At 37.0% G+C, this 18,246-nt stretch carries 22 protein-coding genes and 1 pseudogene; 14 read left to right on the forward strand and 9 right to left on the reverse strand.

All coding sequences use genetic code 11. The features are described from left to right. Positions 1–203 precede the first annotated feature (203 nt). Positions 204–680 carry a YusW family protein gene (locus N784_RS13885; RefSeq protein WP_036835849.1) on the forward strand — a complete coding sequence of 159 codons (477 nt, stop codon included), beginning with the start codon at positions 204–206 and terminating at the stop codon, positions 678–680. A 12-nt stretch (positions 681–692) separates the two neighbouring features. On the opposite strand, the gene N784_RS13890 is transcribed toward N784_RS13885, so the two are convergent. Together N784_RS13890 and N784_RS13895 are read right to left on the reverse strand one after the other, a co-directional pair. After that, positions 693–2,009, reverse strand: coding sequence for an amino acid permease (locus tag N784_RS13890; protein WP_036835852.1), 1,317 nt, complete (start codon positions 2,007–2,009; stop codon positions 693–695). A gap of 94 nt (positions 2,010–2,103) precedes the next feature. Then, positions 2,104–2,529, reverse strand: coding sequence for a pyridoxamine 5'-phosphate oxidase family protein (locus tag N784_RS13895; RefSeq protein ID WP_036835853.1), 426 nt, complete (start codon positions 2,527–2,529; stop codon positions 2,104–2,106). A gap of 145 nt (positions 2,530–2,674) precedes the next feature. On the opposite strand from N784_RS13895, the gene N784_RS13900 reads away from it, so the two are divergent. From N784_RS13900 to N784_RS13935, 8 genes are all read left to right on the forward strand, one after another. Further along, complete coding sequence (locus tag N784_RS13900) at positions 2,675–3,346, forward strand: hypothetical protein (protein ID WP_036835854.1); 672 nt, start codon at positions 2,675–2,677, stop codon at positions 3,344–3,346. Next, on the forward strand, positions 3,325–4,068 hold the full coding sequence (locus tag N784_RS13905) for a cytochrome c biogenesis CcdA family protein (protein WP_036835855.1): 744 nt from the start codon (positions 3,325–3,327) through the stop codon (positions 4,066–4,068). The genes N784_RS13900 and N784_RS13905 overlap by 22 nt, the downstream gene beginning before the upstream one ends. 18 nt (positions 4,069–4,086) lie before the next feature. Beyond that, complete coding sequence (locus tag N784_RS13910) at positions 4,087–4,659, forward strand: redoxin domain-containing protein (RefSeq protein ID WP_036835856.1); 573 nt, start codon at positions 4,087–4,089, stop codon at positions 4,657–4,659. Between the two features lie 34 nt (positions 4,660–4,693). Continuing rightward, a complete protein-coding gene (locus tag N784_RS13915) occupies positions 4,694–5,380 on the forward strand; it encodes a response regulator transcription factor (protein ID WP_036835857.1) in 687 nt (228 codons plus the stop codon). Next, positions 5,364–6,443 carry a sensor histidine kinase gene (locus tag N784_RS13920; protein WP_036835858.1) on the forward strand — a complete coding sequence of 360 codons (1,080 nt, stop codon included), beginning with the start codon at positions 5,364–5,366 and terminating at the stop codon, positions 6,441–6,443. The genes N784_RS13915 and N784_RS13920 overlap by 17 nt, the downstream gene beginning before the upstream one ends. Before the next feature lie 144 nt (positions 6,444–6,587). Continuing rightward, entirely contained in the window at positions 6,588–6,986 is a 399-nt protein-coding gene (locus tag N784_RS13925) for a hypothetical protein (protein WP_036835859.1), read from the forward strand. Position 6,987: 1 nt separating this feature from the next. After that, positions 6,988–7,452, forward strand: a complete 465-nt coding sequence (locus tag N784_RS13930; RefSeq protein WP_036835860.1) for a flavodoxin — start codon at positions 6,988–6,990, stop codon at positions 7,450–7,452. Between the two features lie 103 nt (positions 7,453–7,555). After that, on the forward strand, positions 7,556–7,906 hold the full coding sequence (locus tag N784_RS13935) for a hypothetical protein (protein WP_036835861.1): 351 nt from the start codon (positions 7,556–7,558) through the stop codon (positions 7,904–7,906). Between the two features lie 44 nt (positions 7,907–7,950). On the opposite strand, the gene N784_RS13940 is transcribed toward N784_RS13935, so the two are convergent. From N784_RS13940 to N784_RS16065, 3 genes are all read right to left on the reverse strand, one after another. Next, a complete protein-coding gene (locus N784_RS13940) occupies positions 7,951–8,373 on the reverse strand; it encodes an RDD family protein (protein ID WP_036835862.1) in 423 nt (140 codons plus the stop codon). A gap of 169 nt (positions 8,374–8,542) precedes the next feature. Then, the gene (locus N784_RS13945) at positions 8,543–8,935 is read right to left on the reverse strand and encodes a GNAT family N-acetyltransferase (RefSeq protein ID WP_232306033.1); all 393 of its coding nucleotides are present in this window, start codon (positions 8,933–8,935) and stop codon (positions 8,543–8,545) included. A 423-nt stretch (positions 8,936–9,358) separates the two neighbouring features. Continuing rightward, a complete protein-coding gene (locus tag N784_RS16065) occupies positions 9,359–9,943 on the reverse strand; it encodes a MerR family transcriptional regulator (RefSeq protein ID WP_052127338.1) in 585 nt (194 codons plus the stop codon). A gap of 427 nt (positions 9,944–10,370) precedes the next feature. Here N784_RS16065 and N784_RS13955 point away from each other — a divergent pair, with 427 nt between their 5' ends. The 4 genes from N784_RS13955 (at position 10,371) to N784_RS16705 (ending at position 11,477) form a co-directional block, all read left to right on the forward strand. Beyond that, entirely contained in the window at positions 10,371–10,691 is a 321-nt protein-coding gene (locus tag N784_RS13955; protein WP_036835863.1) for a hypothetical protein, read from the forward strand. 90 nt (positions 10,692–10,781) lie between these two features. Next, entirely contained in the window at positions 10,782–10,961 is a 180-nt protein-coding gene (locus tag N784_RS13960; RefSeq protein ID WP_036835889.1) for a PspC domain-containing protein, read from the forward strand. Between the two features lie 88 nt (positions 10,962–11,049). After that, the gene (locus tag N784_RS13965; protein WP_036835865.1) at positions 11,050–11,292 is read left to right on the forward strand and encodes a plasmid recombination protein; all 243 of its coding nucleotides are present in this window, start codon (positions 11,050–11,052) and stop codon (positions 11,290–11,292) included. Between the two features lie 17 nt (positions 11,293–11,309). Then, a complete protein-coding gene (locus N784_RS16705; protein ID WP_156965268.1) occupies positions 11,310–11,477 on the forward strand; it encodes a hypothetical protein in 168 nt (55 codons plus the stop codon). A gap of 16 nt (positions 11,478–11,493) precedes the next feature. On the opposite strand, the gene N784_RS13970 is transcribed toward N784_RS16705, so the two are convergent. Continuing rightward, the gene (locus N784_RS13970; protein ID WP_052127339.1) at positions 11,494–11,724 is read right to left on the reverse strand and encodes a hypothetical protein; all 231 of its coding nucleotides are present in this window, start codon (positions 11,722–11,724) and stop codon (positions 11,494–11,496) included. A 228-nt stretch (positions 11,725–11,952) separates the two neighbouring features. Between N784_RS13970 and N784_RS13975 the strand changes: the two genes are divergently transcribed. Continuing rightward, on the forward strand, positions 11,953–13,179 hold the full coding sequence (locus tag N784_RS13975; RefSeq protein ID WP_036835866.1) for a YeeE/YedE family protein: 1,227 nt from the start codon (positions 11,953–11,955) through the stop codon (positions 13,177–13,179). A 166-nt stretch (positions 13,180–13,345) separates the two neighbouring features. On the opposite strand, the pseudogene N784_RS16710 reads toward N784_RS13975, so the two are convergent. The 3 genes and pseudogenes from N784_RS16710 to N784_RS13985 form a co-directional block, all read right to left on the reverse strand. Beyond that, positions 13,346–13,459, reverse strand: a pseudogene (locus N784_RS16710) (DinB family protein); the annotation flags it as partial. Positions 13,460–13,632: 173 nt separating this feature from the next. Continuing rightward, positions 13,633–16,821 carry a hypothetical protein gene (locus N784_RS13980; protein WP_036835867.1) on the reverse strand — a complete coding sequence of 1,063 codons (3,189 nt, stop codon included), beginning with the start codon at positions 16,819–16,821 and terminating at the stop codon, positions 13,633–13,635. Next, a complete protein-coding gene (locus N784_RS13985; RefSeq protein ID WP_036835869.1) occupies positions 16,818–18,245 on the reverse strand; it encodes a glycosyltransferase family 2 protein in 1,428 nt (475 codons plus the stop codon). The genes N784_RS13980 and N784_RS13985 overlap by 4 nt, the downstream gene beginning before the upstream one ends. Position 18,246 lies beyond the last annotated feature (1 nt).

Genomic DNA, 18,246 nt, shown 5'->3' on the forward strand with positions numbered 1-18,246 from the left:
ATTACAAAAAACACACGTATGTTAATGTAGAATATGCAATGTAGGTAAAAAAAGAAAGGGATATTCGTTTGTTTTCCAACTGTTTAGACGATAGATGATGACAGCGATGGATTTCATATAGAACAAAGGGACGCCCTACATATGTTTACTATTTCAACAGAAAGGATACACTATATTTAACTTTCAAAAGGAGTGGAACAAAGATGAAAAAAAATGTGATCCGATTACTTATTACTGTTTCTACAATTTTCGTTTTAGCAGCTTGCGGTGATGAGGACAACGTTACAGAACCACCAGAGAACGCACCAGCAGAGCATGAAAATAATAACAATGAAACAAGTGAAAATGACAACAACCAAACGACGACGTATTCTTTTACTAGTTTTGACTTAGATGTTGACTATAAAGGAAACGAATCGGTTGAGGTGGATTATGAGAATGAAGTAGAAGGCATGGAAGCAAAGTATGAGGATAATCGAAAGGATACCATGCTTCGGGGAAATGAAGCGATGAATAAGCTTACACCAATCTTTGAAGCATTCACCTTTGATCAATCGACGGCAGATGAAGAAGTCATTCAAGCTGTTAAAGATGCTTTCTCTATTGAAGAAGGATATCAAGAATTTGAACTAGAAGTTGAATACGCCGATGGTACCACGAAAGAATACCGTGAGTCATAAAAAGCAGAAGGATCATCCTTCTGCTTTTTCTCTGTTATACCATTTAAACACGAACCAACTAATAGCGATTGCGCCAATTAAGGCGATACAGACATACACACTCGGCCTAACATCTTCTTGAAACCAGGCCCCTATCATTGCCGCCGATAAAAAAAACACTCCGACCCATATTGTCACTCGTTGCCATCTTGTTACGTCATGCAGTCTCCTAAAGGAGAATAGTATAAATAACCAATTAAGAATGAGCAATAATCCTGCAGCTGTTGTCATATATTCATATATCTTTCCCGGTAACAACATGGCAATAATAATGGATAATAGTAGTCCTGCCGTCGATAAGCAAATGGCACTTAGCGGGAAATCCCGATTCGATTTTGGAGAAAATAACTTTGGTGCATCACCATCCGCTGATAAAGATACGAGCATCGTTGTCACAGCATACAAAGCAGCTACTAGTGTAGAAAAACCAGCAATAATGAACACAGCATTGAATACATCCGACAAATAAGGTAGTTGAAAAGCGTGAAGTGCTGTAACGAAAGGACTTTCATTTGCATCAATATTTGCCCAAGAAACAACAATTAAGACGGCTATCATTGACAGTGTATAAATGGTTGTTAGTAAAAGCAGCATCCATTTCCCTGATTTAGACGCTTCATTTGTATCCTGAAGTTGCGTGGCCATTAATCCCATTATTTCAATGCCACCATAAGCATAGTAAGCATATAACAACGCTCCCCAGAAACCAGTGAAACCTTGTGGCAACCACTGTGCTTTATCACTTTGTACAGGAGATGGTCTATAATCTGTTAACAAACCAATGATTCCTAATACCACTATAATAAGAAACATAATTATTGCAGCTAATTTAATAATAGCGAACAGATTCTCCAAACGTTCAAAGGCCTCTACCCCTATAAAGATGACCAATAAACCGAGCACAGCAAATACAAGCGTTAATACCCATAAAGGGATAGCCGGAAACCAATATTGAGTAAACAAACCGAGAGCCACTAATTGACTACCCATAATAAGCATTTCCGACAACCAATACACCCAACCATTACAAAATCCAGCCCACCTACCGAAAGCCAGCTTGCTGTACGTTCGAAAGGACCCTTGCTCCGGCTGAACTGTAGTCATAGCTGCTAATGCCATAAATACTATATACGTTGTTAATCCCGCGAGAATATAAGCAAGGATAACGGCGAAGCCTCCTAATTGGATGGCGATTGATGAGCCTAGAAAAAAACCAGTACCGATTATACACCCTACACCGATAAATGATAGTTGCCACCAGGACAACTTTTTATTTGCTTTCTTGTCCAAAACGTCTCCTCCTTATCTTCCTTAGCTTCAGTCAGTAAGAAGACGTTTATACGAAATGAATAAATTGCTAGTGTTTTTTAGTTCATACATTTAATTACACTTTATATTCTACAGGATTTTCTTCTCCCTCTAAGTTCATAATGCGAATGAGATTAGGATGGACTTCAAGTACAATATAATCGGGATCAGACGGACCGCTTAACCAATGTCCCATGTAATCCTGCCATAAATGCTCCTTCTTTTCCCTTGTATCATTCAATTTGATTATTCCTTCTATTTCCATATATGGGTCATTGAATCCTTTTCCATCATAGCCAATTAAAATGTGTACAGCTGGATTTCGCTCTATTTCCTCTACCTTATGAGTGTTTTTATCTGATGTGGTATAGAAGATGCCTCCTTCATAATGAAACGTCATATAACGAGAATGAGGTTTGCCATTTTGAACTGTTGCTAATGAACCTACTTTATGTTTAGCCATTAATTGTTCTACTTGTTTTTTCAATTGTTGTTCATTCATCCCTATCAACTCCTTCTCAATAGTTTCATTATTAATGTTCCTTATATCCTTTATTTATAAACAAAAAAAACGGAATAGTTCCGTTTTTTTCATACAACTTTCACAAACAAGCGTTATAATAAAAAATGGAACAGGAGGAATAAGTATGATAGTTGGACCACTTATTATCCAACGCTCTTTAGCGATTTTTATCGGAAGCATCGTGACGGCGCTGCTCATCTTCTTTATCATTAGCCCGTTTAGCAAACAGGAAACGAAGAAATACATAAACGAAACGATAACTTTACTGATGACGTACATTGTATTTACATGGATTGGGAAAGTCATCATGAACTTGAACCGCTTTGTAACCGATCCACTTTCTGTACTAGCATTCCCAAGTGATCATCAGGCTTTTTATCTTGCCACTTTATGTACTTTGATTTATAGTTTGATTCGATATCGAAATTCCATGAACGCTATGAAAGTGGCCATAAGTTTCTTGTATGTATGTGTCATAGGGTCTTTTCTCTATCACTTCACCAACATTTTATTGCAGCAACAACCGCACCCTGTTCATATTGGGGAAGTGGTCCTTTATGGTTTTCTTTTTACTGTAGTTCTTTCATTTCAGCCAAGACTTACTTATCGAAACACTTTGATTACTTTTCTATTAGCAGTCGGACTCGGTAACCTTTTCATCCATATGATAGGGAAGCAATCCTTCTTATTTCTTTATGTAATCGATGTATGGTTCTGGATTGCTTGGTTAGCCGGTTCGATCATTATATTATTTCAAACAAAGCAGGTGAAAAAATGTCAGCAGCAACAGATTTAACAGTTTGGTTAGCATTTGGTGCAGGGGTCCTTTCTTTTCTATCTCCATGTACATTGCCTTTATTTCCAGCATACCTTTCCTACATTACAGGCATGAGTGTCAAGGATATTCAAGATCAGTCTTCTGCAAACGTAAGGTCAAAATTATTGGTCCATTCTATGTTATTCTTATTCGGAGTTTCCCTCATCTTTATCGGTTTAGGAATAGGCGTTTCTTACTTAGGGCAATGGATTCAAGGGTTATTAACAGGAAGCTCTGGAAAATTACTGCAACAACTAGCCGGAATCTTTATTGTATTTATGGGGTTCTTTGTAGCAGGTTGGTTACAAATCCCAGCCTTCATGAAGGAGAAACGATTCCAGTTTGCGAATAAGCCAGCTGGATATTTAGGCACCATTTTTGTCGGCATGGGTTTTGCGGCAGGTTGGACACCGTGTATTGGACCTATTTTCGGTTCGATTCTCGTCGTGGCAGCAAGTAACCCTACCCAAGGGATGTTATACACCTTCATGTATGTTATCGGATTCGCTATACCATTTCTTGTAATGTCCTTCTTTATCGGTTCTACGAAATGGATTGTCCGTTATAGCGGTAAAATTATGAAAATTGGCGGGATCGTCATGGTCATTATGGGAATTTTGCTATTCACAGGTCAAATGTCACGAATTTCTAATCTGTTACTACAACTCGTTCAAGACACTTGGCTTTCCAATTTAGGTTAAGAATGGAGGGATGTAAAAATGTCTTTAAAGAAAGCGGTTGTTCTAATTATTGTCGGTGCTATGTTTGGCTTCCTCGTATATGATTTAGTAGGGAAACAAGAGGAAATGGCCGCTCCTTCGGAAAAGGAAAACTTTGAAGTTCAAGACGAAGCAATATCGAACGCGGAAATAGGACTTCAAGTCGGTGATCAAGCACCCGATTTTCAACTAACAACATTAAATGGCGAGCAGGTTTCCTTATCAGATTACAAAGGACAAAAGGTGATGCTCAATTTCTGGGCAAGCTGGTGTCCCCCATGTCGAGCTGAAATGCCAGACATGGAGAAATTTTATCAAAACACTGATATTCAAATTCTCGCTGTTGATTTAACACAAACCGAAACGAGCATCGATTCTGTACAGCAATTTGTAAGCGAACATGAACTCACCTTCCCCATTCTATTGGACGAAGATAGTTCCGTTGCAGCCAACTATCAAATAAGGCCGATTCCAACAACATATATGATTGACTCAAGCGGAACCATTCAACACAAATCACTTGGAGCAATGAATTATGAACGAATGATGCAACAATACGAAAGCATGAACTAATTGCTAAACTAACAGAAAGGGTGGTGAATCTATTGTGCAACAAACCATTTTAGTAGTAGAAGATGATTCAATGATTCGTGAGCTTATTGCCATTTATTTACGCAAGGCCAATTATGCTGTATTTGAGGCAGAAGATGGTGAGCAGGCGAAACAAGCCATACTAGAGCACCACCCTTGCCTTGTTATATTAGACTTAATGCTACCTAAATTAAGCGGTGAAGAAGTGTGCCGCTGGGTCCGAGAGCAACAACGAAATGAAGTATCGATCATCATGTTGTCTGCCAAAGTGCAAACAGAAGACAAAATTGCTGGTTTACGCATGGGGGCTGATGACTATATGACCAAACCGTTTCATCCAGAAGAATTGATTGCTCATGTAGAGGCCGTATTGCGTAGAACAGGACAATATTGTCAAAAAATTGCCTACAACGGGTTATGTATGAAACCACGTAAAGGAGAAGTCCTTCTTTACAATCAGCCCATACATTTAACGAAATACGAATTTAACTTATTGTATCATTTTATGGAAAATCCGAATACCGTCTTATCGAGAGAGCAACTAATAAAGCAAATTTATCCACATGCTGAGCAAACCATTTTAGACCGGACGATCGACGCTCATATTAAGAAACTTCGAGAGAAAATAGAAGAAGACACCTCTTCTCCTAAACGAATCAAAACCGTCCGAGGAATGGGGTATAAATTTGAAGTATCACAATAAATTACTTCCGAAACGGTTCGTCATCCACTTAACGTTGCTTAATATCGTTATTATTGGCATTTTCGTGTTATTAAGCGGATGGTCTTTATATAACACAGCTTGTTTGCTCGTTGACCGAATGTATGCGAATTCCATCCAACAAACCTATTTCAAACAAACATTATTTCAATATTTACTGTTGTTTAGTATCATGGCAATTGTAATTGGAAGTGTCTTACATTATTATTTAACGAAAAAAGTAACAAAACCAGTAAGACAGTTAATCGCATCGACGAAAACAATAAAAAAGGGAATCTATCCTCAACCAATTCCAGTGACCAAAAATGAACTAGGTGAATTCATTCAACAGTACAACGAACTCATGCAACAATTACAGACCAATGAACAACAACGAAAGAAGCTCATAACCGATTTGTCTCATGAAATACGAACACCTTTATCTAATATTAATGGCTATCTTTATGCCCTTCAATCAGGAGTCGTAGAAGGGAATGAAGTGTTATATCAATCGTTGTATCGAGAATCTACTAGACTAACGTCGATGATGAACCAATTAGAACAACTAAAAAAATGGGATGTCACTTCTTCTCCACTAAGCATGCCAAAACAAGAGGTAGACATCTCAAGTTTGTTAACGCAATGTTTAGAAATGTTCCAATTAGCACTAAACCAACACAATTTAACTAGTGACTGCCATGTAGAATCGTGTAACATGTATATACATGAAGAAGGAATCTATCGAGTAGTCAGTAATTTAATCGAAAACGCTATTTCTTATTATGAAGGCAACGGTCCAATTAAGCTTCATGGTGCACGTAAGCACGATGATTACTACATAGCAATAACCGGCCCGGGCCAACCGATTCCAGAACAGGAAAAAGCACAATTATTTCAACGCTTTTATCGGATTGACCAGTCCCGTAGTAGAGACACTGGTGGATCTGGTCTAGGACTAGCTATAGCAAAAGATATCGTGGGCTACCACGAAGGTGAAATTGGTGTTGAGACGAACAACAACGTTCATACATTTTGGTTCACCTTACCGATTACTCCTAAAACCTAACTCTCCTGTTTGATTGGAGAAGTTAGGTTTCTTTATTGTCTTCGTAAATTATAATTGACAATGAGAATCGTTTTCATTTATTATAATGGTAGTTGCTATTGAAAACTATTTATCATTATTATCATAAGAAAGAGGGAACCATTTATGTACCCATCCTATTTGGTAACAACTGCTTTTAAACATGAAGTAGACTGTTTCTGTACAGAAATTAGACATACCAATACCATTATCTTTCGCAAAGGTGATCGCATTACATTAACAGAAGAATGCCAGTTTGTAGAAGAGATTGGCTGGTATACCAAAATACTTCTTAACGAAATGTACACGGCTTACGTTGTATTAGAAGAAATCGAATCATTGAATAAAATGGGCTACTTACGCTCTTTCATTGACATAGAACTTGAAATAAACTATTACGAATACAAAGTGAATGAAGCACTTGATAACAAAGATGCCCATACATTCCATTGCTATGTTGAGCGTTTAGAACGATTGAAAGAGCAATGTTATCCAAAAGCTTTTTCTAGCGAAAGGACGGATTGATTTGGCTACAATTGTTATTGCATATGCTAGTATGTCAGGAAATACAGAAGAAATGGCAGACTTAATAAAAGAGGATTTAGAACAAGCGGGTCATACCGTTACTTTAGAGGAGATTGACGTGTTAGAAGCACATACGTTAACTGATTATGATGGCATATTAATCGGGTCCTATACGTGGAATGATGGCGATTTGCCTTATGAAGCAGAAGAATTTTATGAAGATTTAGCTGAAGTTGATTTAACTAATAAACGAGCCGCTGTCTTTGGTTCTGGAGATACTGCCTATCCGCTTTATTGTGAAGCAGTCCATACGTTTGAGAAGCAGCTCACACAATGTGGTGCGACGATTGTCCAAGAAGGTTTAAAAATCGAAATGGCGCCAACAACGGATGAAGATTACGACAACATCGCCTCATTCAGTAAGCAATTCGCGACTTTTTTTAATCATATACAAGCAAGATCTTAAAAGGAAGTATGCACAAGCACACTTTCTTTTGCTTTTTTTTACAACGCTTGTTATGATACAATATGGAAAATAAATCAACCATTTGCTATAAAGGGTGTTTGTGATGCCATTCTTTCTCTACATGTTAACTGTGTCAATGGTCATTTGGACAAGTTTTTCATTCATCGCACAAATCGTGACGTTTACTCCCCCATCCACTAATGAAACCATTACCATAGCTATTTCCATATTGTTAACAGCATTTCTGTTATTATTGACGACGTACATCATACCATTTAAACACTCACCGGTAAGCTTCGCGCTTTTCTCGGCAATTGCTTTGATTGGGAATGGGTTTCTATTCTTTACCGTTATGCCGCTGAATACGACTATGATAGCACTTTACGTCATTTTCTTACTCCTATTACTACTCATCGTTGTGCTAAATGTCATGCAAGTGTTCCCAACGAAATAAACAAAGAAAAGAGCTACTACACTGTGTAATAGCTCTTCCTTTCATTAGGATGCCTTATTTTTCGTTACGTATGTGCCAGCAATAAAATCGTGAATCGCACGTCGATCATCTCGAAATACAATCATACAGGCACTTATAATTACACCTATTCCAGCGGTGAAACTGTAAATCAGCACACCAATAAAATAACGTAAGAACATCGTTAGCGCCGTAACATTTGAACCGTCATCCTTTACAATTCGAATACCTACAATTCTCTTTCCGACTGTATAACCTGCCCAAATAACAGGCACGAACATGTAATAAGAGAACTGTACTAGAGTTGTATATAAATTCGGCTCTGGCACATTATTATTCATTTGTCCTCCTGTTAGAAGAAAGACGGCGGATAACACAATCGACATAAAAAGAACATCTAACCAAAATGCTCCCAAACGCAGGCCGAAACCTACTCGATTCTCATTCATGTTGTTCTATTCCCCACTCTCTGGTCCATATCTCACATGTTGTTTAATCTTGTTCACAAACAAAAGCCATCAAAACTATTTAACCATTTTCTCTACATACATTTCAACTATTTAATGCTTCAGCGTAACCTAATCTCATTTGTTTAGCTATGTGAACTTCCAGCAATACTTACATAGAATTCTTACGCAATAAGCCCATGATAATAGTGTCGTAATACTTCCCGTTGACATATTCATTTTCTTTCAATATCCCTTCAATACTAAATCCACACTTTTCATACGCTCGAATTGCTCTTTCGTTACCACTCCACGTATCAAGTTGTATACGACGTAAGTTCATCCTTTTAAACAAATCACATACCAACGTTTGAATAACATCTGTTCCATAGCCTTTATTCCAATAGTCTTTATGCCCAATAGAAATACCAATCGTTGCTGTTCTAGTCACAAGATTTACATCCCGATAATCGCATACACCGATATGTGTTTGATCACTGGCCGTATATACAGAAAACACACAACCATCTTGCTTCTCTACTTTCTCAAGGTTCTTATTATACATTGCTTCCATAGTTTCTAATAGGATCTTTTTTAATATCAATAATCTCTATATATGTATTTCCCTTTATTACATATTTTTTTACAATGCAAGACTTAAATGGAGTATTCCAACTTACTATGTTTGTTTTACTAATTTTTATTTATATAGAAGTCCATAAAATTAATAGGAAATAAAGAAGTAAGAAATAATTAGAAACCTTCACTAATAGAATGACGGTTTCTAATCGTGCCAAATGAATAAACATACAAAACGAGTTGACATAATGTCTCTTTCGAGAAGTAACCCAAACCGCCAAACCCGTAATATAACTGGGTTTGGCGGTTGTTCGTTTTTATCGATTATGCAGGATTTTATACATCCTTGATACATCAAGGGTTTTCCTTTTCGGATCTACCTCCAAAAATGCATAAAATCCTGTATAAATCAGTTGGAAAAGAAGCGATTCCACCAACGCTTTTTGGGGGTGTTTTTGGTGGTTGCAGCTAGCTCCTTTTGTTTTTCCTCCTGCATCTTCCTTAAGGATTCCATTAATTTTTGATCTCGTTGGTTAAGTTGATGTTGGATATATTCTTCTTGTTTTTGTTGTTTCTTTTCGACATCCGTAATATGTTCCCGGAGTTCAGCAATTTCTTCTTTTTGATCAGCAATCACTTTCATGGTTGCATTCATTTGTTCCAGAGCGTTTTGAAGCTGTAACGCATAGGGATTGCTGTCATTTTCTGATTGTTGCTGCACTACTGCTGTGGTTATTGCGGTTGGTTGCTCCGTATCCATATTCCTAGGAAAAACCTGGCTTAGACCGTCTTCTATTTCTGTTGCGGTTAGCTTGCGTTTAAATCCTTCCGCAATGAACCGCAATACTTCCACCGTTTCCGGTCGGTAGCGTTTTTTTCTTCCTTCACCAACAAACGGAATGTAATCTATAAAATGGTCCCGATAATATCGAGCAGTAGATTCCGGTATATGTAATTCTTTTGCTACTCCTGCCATAGTCATTAATTTTTTCATTTCTCTCTCCGATCTACGAGAAATCTATTAAGTATAATTCTACAACAGTCAGCAATTACCTACCAATATGAAAAGAACTTTCCGGCTTACGGCTAATTATGGTAACTGCGATTACATCACTCATGTAATCGTTTTCTAAAATCTCTGCTCTTAGTCACATTTAGAAAAACGCCATTTGTGGGCTAGCACACAAGTATATAACGACATTACATGCTATATATTCCACAAATTAATTAAATATTTCTAAAAAAAAAGGAGGAATTTCAACTATTTATCCAGAATGTTGTAAGTAAATATAAAAGCAGCAAAAGCAAATTCTTTAAATTCTAGTTCTAAAACTACTTTGAATAACTCTAATACTATTACTTTTGATGATGGTTCTAAAATAGTTTACGGTACTGAATTAATCGATTCAGGAATACAGACTATGAAATCAAATGGTTCTTATACTGTGAAATCATATTGGAATACCGGAATATTGAATTATTCTTTCCAGACTGACTTCGTTCTTAGAAGTGGTTATGATTATATTAATAAATCATATAATCCCAATGTAACAATAATTGGTGGCACATATGATAATGAAAAGGTAAGCGTACAAAGAAAACATGAAACTAGTACTAAACGTGCTTATTCTAGAATGGATTTCAGTTATGAAGTTTTCACTGGAAAATCCAGTGTGGATTTCTATTTCCAAGTAGGAAATAATGATTATGAAACTACTCTTTCTTTAAAAGATTCCAAGTAATAACTTAAAAGATTTTAAGTTATAATTAGATAAGAGATTGATCTTAGAAATTTGAGATCAATCTCTTTGATTTAGGAGGTAAAATTGATTTTGAAAAAATTAATGAAATCATCAAGAGATAAAGCGTTATTTGGAGTTTGTGGGGGTATAGCTGAATTTTTTGGTTTATCCCCTTTTATCGTGAGAATTATATTTATTTTCACTACTCCTGTTAGTTTTTGGATATATTTATTCCTAGCAAGTTCTTTAAAAGAAAATCGATCATTATAATAAAAGATGGTAGCAACCTATGGAAAATTCCAACAAAATTTTTCTGGGCGGTAGGCACTTGAACTTTATCTTTTGATCTTGACTTTATATGCATTTTGGAGCTGTTCCTTTAACCAAAGATGGACGATTGAGCGCAAAGGAAGTCATCGGAAACAAAAAAGCATTAACGGAATTTCAAGATAGATACAATCAATTCATCAATGAACGTGGTTTTCAGCTAGAACGGGGTGAATCAAAGCTCGTAACGCAGAAAAAACATCAAGATATGGACCAGTATAAACAAGGGACCAAATATCATGAGACTGTTTTTTACCAGGCGAAGAAAAAGTAAAACGAGAAGAAGAAAAGTTGGAAGAGTTGGCTGCCACTTTAGAGCCAAGGGAATTGAAATACGAAGGTAAAGAAACGAAAACGGAAGTGAAAGAAAAATTACTCGGGAAAGCCGAAATTATTGAAAAAGAGACAGGAAATATTGTTTTAACACAGACCAATATCAAAAGGTCTCCGATCAAGTAAATGCTGCAGCTGCTATTCAAATGTTTTGCCTTATAAGTTTTTGACCGATTTCCATTAATTTTTCGTTTTCTTTCGCTAAATCGGTACTTTTCAAACGATCATAATCTTGTGTGTTATTGAACAAATACGAATCAGATCCAGCCGCCAAATCACAAAACTCTTCATCATTTCTCCACTCATAAAGTCGTTTTAAATCGTCTTTCATCACCGGTCGAAGTTCTACCTGTTTTCCTTTTAACAATATCATTCCTGCCCTTCTTAAATTGATTCCCGTTTCCAATGTGTGTAACATGATCTCTATTTTGCATATTCATCACACCTTTCTATAATAGTAAACCAATTATACCATTAAAATCTGAATTTTCTTTTCTTTTCAAATTATACAAATGCCTATTTACAACAGTTCGATTATGTATTAATCTAAATATCAATTATAATTCTAAGTAAATAGATAGGAATTGAGGTGTTTGGTGCAATGCAAACTATAACGCGTGCTACAACGGTGATTTCTCCGCTTCATCCTGTACAAAAACCACTTGTATGGATAGGCGTATTGGCGAGCATCCTTATTTTTGCTGTTACCGTATATGTTACCGATTGGGTACAAGGTTTTCTGTTTATCATTGGCATGGCACTTGGAATCACGTTACTTCATGCGCGCTTCGGCTTTACATCAGCTTTTCGTCGCTTAGCGTCTGTTGGAAATGCACAAGGCATACAGGCACATATGGTTATGCTTTTTGTCGCTACTACGTTGTTTGCAATCATTTTAGCAACTGGTTTTAGCTTGACAGGCGTGACTCCGACAGGGTACGTTTCTCCAGTTGGAACAAGTTTAATTTTTGGTTCTTTCATTTTCGGAATTGGGATGCAAATGGGAAATGGCTGTGCTTCTGGAACGCTATACAACGTTGGTGGTGGAAGCTCTTCTCTATTTATTACGTTGTTCGGTTTTATCATTGGCTCTGTTCTAGGTGCATATCATTTTACTTGGTGGATGAACGATACACCAAGCTTTGGTAGTTATTCTTTTGCTGAAGCGACACCATTCGGCTATGGTGGTGGCTGGCTCATTCAATTGTTCCTTTTTGCGGGCATATATGGAGTCACCGCCAAAATTGCGAAAAAGAAACAAGCTCCGCAAATGAAGCCTTTAGCAACGACAACAGGTTTCAAAAAAGTACTTCGTGGAGCGTGGCCACTTATGACTGCCGGCATCATTTTAGCATTATTGAACGCTTTAACATTAGCTGTTCGAGGTAATCCATGGGGTATTACGTCTGGATTTGCATTATGGGGATCGAAAGTATTGATGATGTTTGGTGTCGATGTAGCTAGCTGGGGATATTGGCAAGGAAATACCGAAGCATTGCACACAACTGTATTAGCTGATTCCACAAGTGTCATGAATTTCGGCATATTACTAGGTGCTTTTATTGCCGCGGCTGCTCAAGGTTCCTTCAAACCGAAAAAAATCAAACTAGGTGTCATAACCTCTTCACTCATTGGTGGTATTTTGATGGGCTACGGTGCTCGCCTTGCATTTGGTTGTAACATTGGCGCTTACTTTGGTGGAATTGCATCCATGAGCTTACACGGTTGGGTTTGGGGGATTATGGCCCTTATCGGTACGTATGTCGCTTTATTTATCCGGCCACTATTTGGTCTCCAAAATCCAAGCTCAAAAGATACGTTTTGTTAGAAAAAAGGGTAGTAAAATTTCATTTACTACCCTCTAAATATTACACCTCTTTTATTCTACAATTGCTTTTTCACCTCACCAATCCTTTAAAGGCGACGTGGTGTAGAAAAAAACGGTTATAAAAAAACAGCATTTTCAAAGTTAATAGTTGCTCTCGACAAGACAATTAATCCCATATATTAGGCCGGGCAACTCTCATTGTACTCATATAGTCTAACAGTTGGCCTGTATGAACAGATTCATGGTAAGCTACGCGTAATAGCATATCCCCAAGTTTTTTTATATAGCTAAATTCCCCCATCGCTTTTCCTCTTACCAATATTTCCACAAAATCAAACACCTCCTATTAAAGGTATTCAATATTTTCCTCCGTTCCCCTCTACCATGAAATTATCTTTTTTTAACCTAGTTAGCAAAAAAAGACGCCTTCCAATAGAAAAGCGTCCTTCCATTTTAATATTCTTTAAACAATTGCTGAACAATATAATAAGACTGTTTTAATCGTGCTTCATGTTGCGGTAAATCCCAGTTCTCCCAACGGTATCCTTTCATTTCAGTTAACTTCCCATCTGTTACTTCAGGGAACGTATCAATTAATTGATCTTGCTCGTCATACAGCAATGTACCAACATTTATTTCGTCAATCTTCACACTAGCATTTAGTCCATTCTTATATAAATTTCCTGTGAATTCCTTTTGACTCGGATCTTTTGCTTGCAACAATAACCAAGGTATTCTTAGTTCGATTGTTCCATTGTTCGTTTTATAGTAATCCGCTAATGAATGATAATTATCAGAATCCGGGTTCCCATTGCCTTCTTTTAATTTTCCTGTTTCATAAGATTGGAAGGGAATGGTCCGATTTTGTGAAGGAATAAAGAGCTCTTTATTAAGCGCGTAATGCATGCCGATAAACTTCCCACTATTAATCGTTGGAACTGGTGGTTGCTCTGGTAATAGTTCTAGTTCATGCCCATAGTGGTACGTGTGGGCATCGTAATACGCATCAACCTTTATTCTTGATTGTTCCTCTTCTAGGTTAATGATGAAGTCAACACCGTTCGAAAATGCTACTCCCTCTCTTCCTTCGATGAATGTATTCCCTTGATTTGGTATAACATCTAAAAGGATAATCGGATACTCTTGGTTTGTTTCATCGTATTCGATGCGCATGTATAAGTACCGCTCATCATGGTCCACGTAGAGCTCTTCTAATACTCCATCATCCTTCTTATACATTGCATTCGTTTCCCATTCATCTGTTGCACCATCTATACGAATCTTATGACGATCAAAGCTTAACAACCCAAACTGTTGCTCGTTCGTCTGTGCATTGGACCAATAGGGACGACGATCAGGGTTATCATAATCCATGGTGTTCCAAGTGCGTTTGAACCATTCATCTTGCCATGTAAATATGAGTCCACCTAGCAGATGCTCCGCCATCATATCTTCATAAAGGTGACTAATTATTTCCCCTTGTTGTTGTTCAGACAAAAAGCCTTGGTTCCAACCAAATGGATTTTCGTGGGTTAACCCTCGCGAACTAGGTAAGCCGAATTCTGCAATTAATAGCGGTAAACGATGTGCTTCATTCATCTCATGTAAATACGCAGCATAGCTATTTTTTTCGCCGCGATGATCTTCATAATGTAAATAATCTTCTTCATAATTAAACATATCAGGATAATAAGGATACACATGATAAGATGCAAATTGACCCGTTTTTTTCATATCATTTTTAGCATAGATGACGTTTGGATCAACACTTACCATATCTTCTTGTTCATTCGGTTCAGATGGATGATCTAATATATCTGTCGTTACCCAGTTAGTGAAACTCATCGGTCTTATAGCATTATATTTTTCTTTTTCATATTGAACCATTAAATCCATTTGCTGCGCCAACCAAACTTCAAACGGTTGTGCCTGTTTCGTTTCAAAATACGTTCCTTCATAATCATTCATCTCTTGGTGCTCTTTGTTCGTATTTTCCACCATAAATGGATACCACTCAATACCTAGAACCCAGCCAATTACATATTCAGATATGTCTGCATTATAAAACCCTGAAGCATGACCTGGCTCTGGCTCTACGATTTTATTTCCGTGTATGACATCTGCAATGGTTTTCATCTCTTCTTGAAAGTCTTGTAGATTCTCTTCTTCAAATGCATCTAGAGACTCTTCTAATTTCTCTTCGTTAATCCATACCCCGTGAAACACATATATTTTATCTTCATGTGATTCATTATAACGTGCTAAAGCATTATAAAATCCTGGAGGGTGGAGCGTGTATACACGTATAGTATTCGCATTCATTTCCCCAATTTGAACGAACCAATTGTAGTATTCATCTTCCGTAATAGCTGCCTCACCTGGAAAATAACCAGGCTTACCCATTCCGATATTTACTCCTTTAATCGGTAGCGGAACCCACTCATCGTCCATCAACACCTCAAATGTGTCCTGATTTACTCTAGAATAATATTCAAGTTCACTAGATCTTTGCTTTGACTCTTTCATTTTTGGTTTCTCCTCAAAGTCTTCTAATATTGCTTCCATCATCGGCACGTATGCTGACCAATAAAAAGCGTCTTCAGAAAACTTTTGAACAAATGAATATAGGTTAGATAACCCCTTCATTTGATAAAACGTAGGGACTTTCTTTATATCATTAAAGTCTCCTGCAAAGTAGTAATTAGAAGCTGCTCCTTTTTCATTTGTTAGCACAGCAGCAAATTGAGTTGGAATTTGATGTTGCTTTAATATTTCCTCCCCATCTTCTGTTAAGTTCCATTCATATTGAGCCAAAACATCAGTTCCTGCTTTCGGAGTTACAATATCAAACCAATAATTGTAATTGGAACTTTCCTTTAAACCAAATGTAGCCTCGCCTTGTTCTGTAAATTGCACATGAATTCCTTCCTCTTTTACATGTGCTTTATCTTCTAACACCACTACTTCATAGTCTAAGTCATTTACAAGTACAAAGCCCGCTCCTTCATACTTCCACTTATCACCATACTCATCCACAATCCATTGAGGAATTTCTTTATTTTTCTCTGGATTTAACTCATCGAAATACCTGCCTGTCCATCCTGACCAATCGACACCAAGATAGTCTGTTACGTCACTTCTTACTTCCTCATTCGTAGGAGATGCAAACGTATTAAATTCTGCAATAAATAAACTTTTTTCATCTTGACTTAATCGGTTCAAGATAGAGGACCATTCATTTGCTTGTAAACCACCGTAAATCTTGCTTGAACGCGCCCCTTCTCTAGTATTTTGATGCCATGGTACATCTTCTTCATAAACACCATACGTATCTGCTAAGTAAATGACATCATAGGATGATAAGTGTTCAGGCAACTCGTTTGTAGAGTAGGATTGTTCCTCTTCATTCGGGATAAAACCGAAATAATCCTCCGCTACATCAAACGTTTCGCCTTGTTCATTTTGATAACTTAAATAATTCAATACCCATGTGAGGCCTTGATGTTCTCGATAAGATGATGTAGGTACCGTTTTATCAAGAATGGCAACGTTAACTTGTTTAGAAGGTTGTACAAACCATAATACGATAGGTGTCACAATAAGACATAGTAGTATAAAGACAATCATATAAAAACGTTTCATGAAGATGATCCTTTCTCTGATAATCCCGTCCGCTTCATCGTCCCCCACTCTTTCCTTCTTAAGATAAAGGCGAGATAACCTTCTAATTTCCAAATCAATGTCAACGGTTTATACCAAACAACTTCTGTTAACGACATGACCATTAAGCGAGCGAGATCTTTGTTTCGTAAATACACATCATTGTTCCATGCATCTAATAATACAGAAGCAATCGAAATAACTGAACCGTATAAAACGAATAAGCATAATAGTAAAAAAGCAAATTCTAAATAAATATCTCCTAAGAAAAAGGCTACAACAATATACACATACCCACCAAACTCAACTAATGGACCAATCGCTTCTACAAACCAAAAATAAGGAAAAGATACCATACCGACTGCACCATATTTAGGATTTAAAGTCATACGCTTATGCTTCCACAAACTTTCTAATAACCCTTGTTGCCATCTTCTTCTTTGTCGTCTTAGAACAGATAACGTTTGCGGAGCTTCCGTCCAACAGACAGGGTCTGCCACGAATTCAATCCGTTTTTTTAATTTATGTTCCTTTACGTAGCGGTGAAGCTTCACTACTAATTCCATATCTTCCCCTATCATATTTTTCGAGTATCCGCCTGCATCGATGACCCATTTTTTTGAGAACACACTGAAAGCACCTGATATGATTAATACCATATTAAATTTACTTAATGAAATTCTTCCAATCATAAACGCTCTTAAATACTCGATCACTTGCATAACAACTAAATAATGTCTAGGTAGCTTCGGAGAGGAAATTGATCCTAACTGTACATTATTTTCATTCGCAATCCGAACATTCCCTCCAACTGCAATCACCTCTTCATTCGATGTAACAATCGGATTCATCACTTGCAACAGTGATTTTTCATTTAGGATAGAATCTCCATCAATGGAACAAAAAAAAGGATACTTAGCCACATTAATTCCTGCGTTTAAGGCATCCGCTTTCCCCCCATTCTCTTTTTCTACTAACCATACGTTTTGATTCAAGGAAGATTGATAAATAGCAATGATTGGTTCTGTATCAAGTACTTTTTTCACGACTTTTTTCACTTTTTTCATTTGAAAGGCTTGTATTAATTTATCCTGCGTTCCATCTTTCGACCCATCATTGACTACAATCACTTCCGTTTGAGGAAAGCGAAGGCTCATTAAAGAATATATCGTATCGAGAATGCCTACTTCTTCATTATAGGCCGGGACGATAATCGATATAGGCTTCATATACGTTGCATCTAAATTTTCTTCATCGATTCCTTCTTGATCTAATTGATACCTTTTACGAATATTGAAGAAGGAGATAATTAACATAACGGAGTAAATAAAGATGACAACGAGCATATATAAAATGATGAAGCTACCAAATAGAAGACTGAAAAACGTAAGAAGGCTCTCTATCATA

The sequence above is a fragment of the Pontibacillus litoralis JSM 072002 genome (assembly GCF_000775615.1).
Lineage (GTDB): Bacteria > Bacillota > Bacilli > Bacillales > BH030062 > Pontibacillus > Pontibacillus litoralis.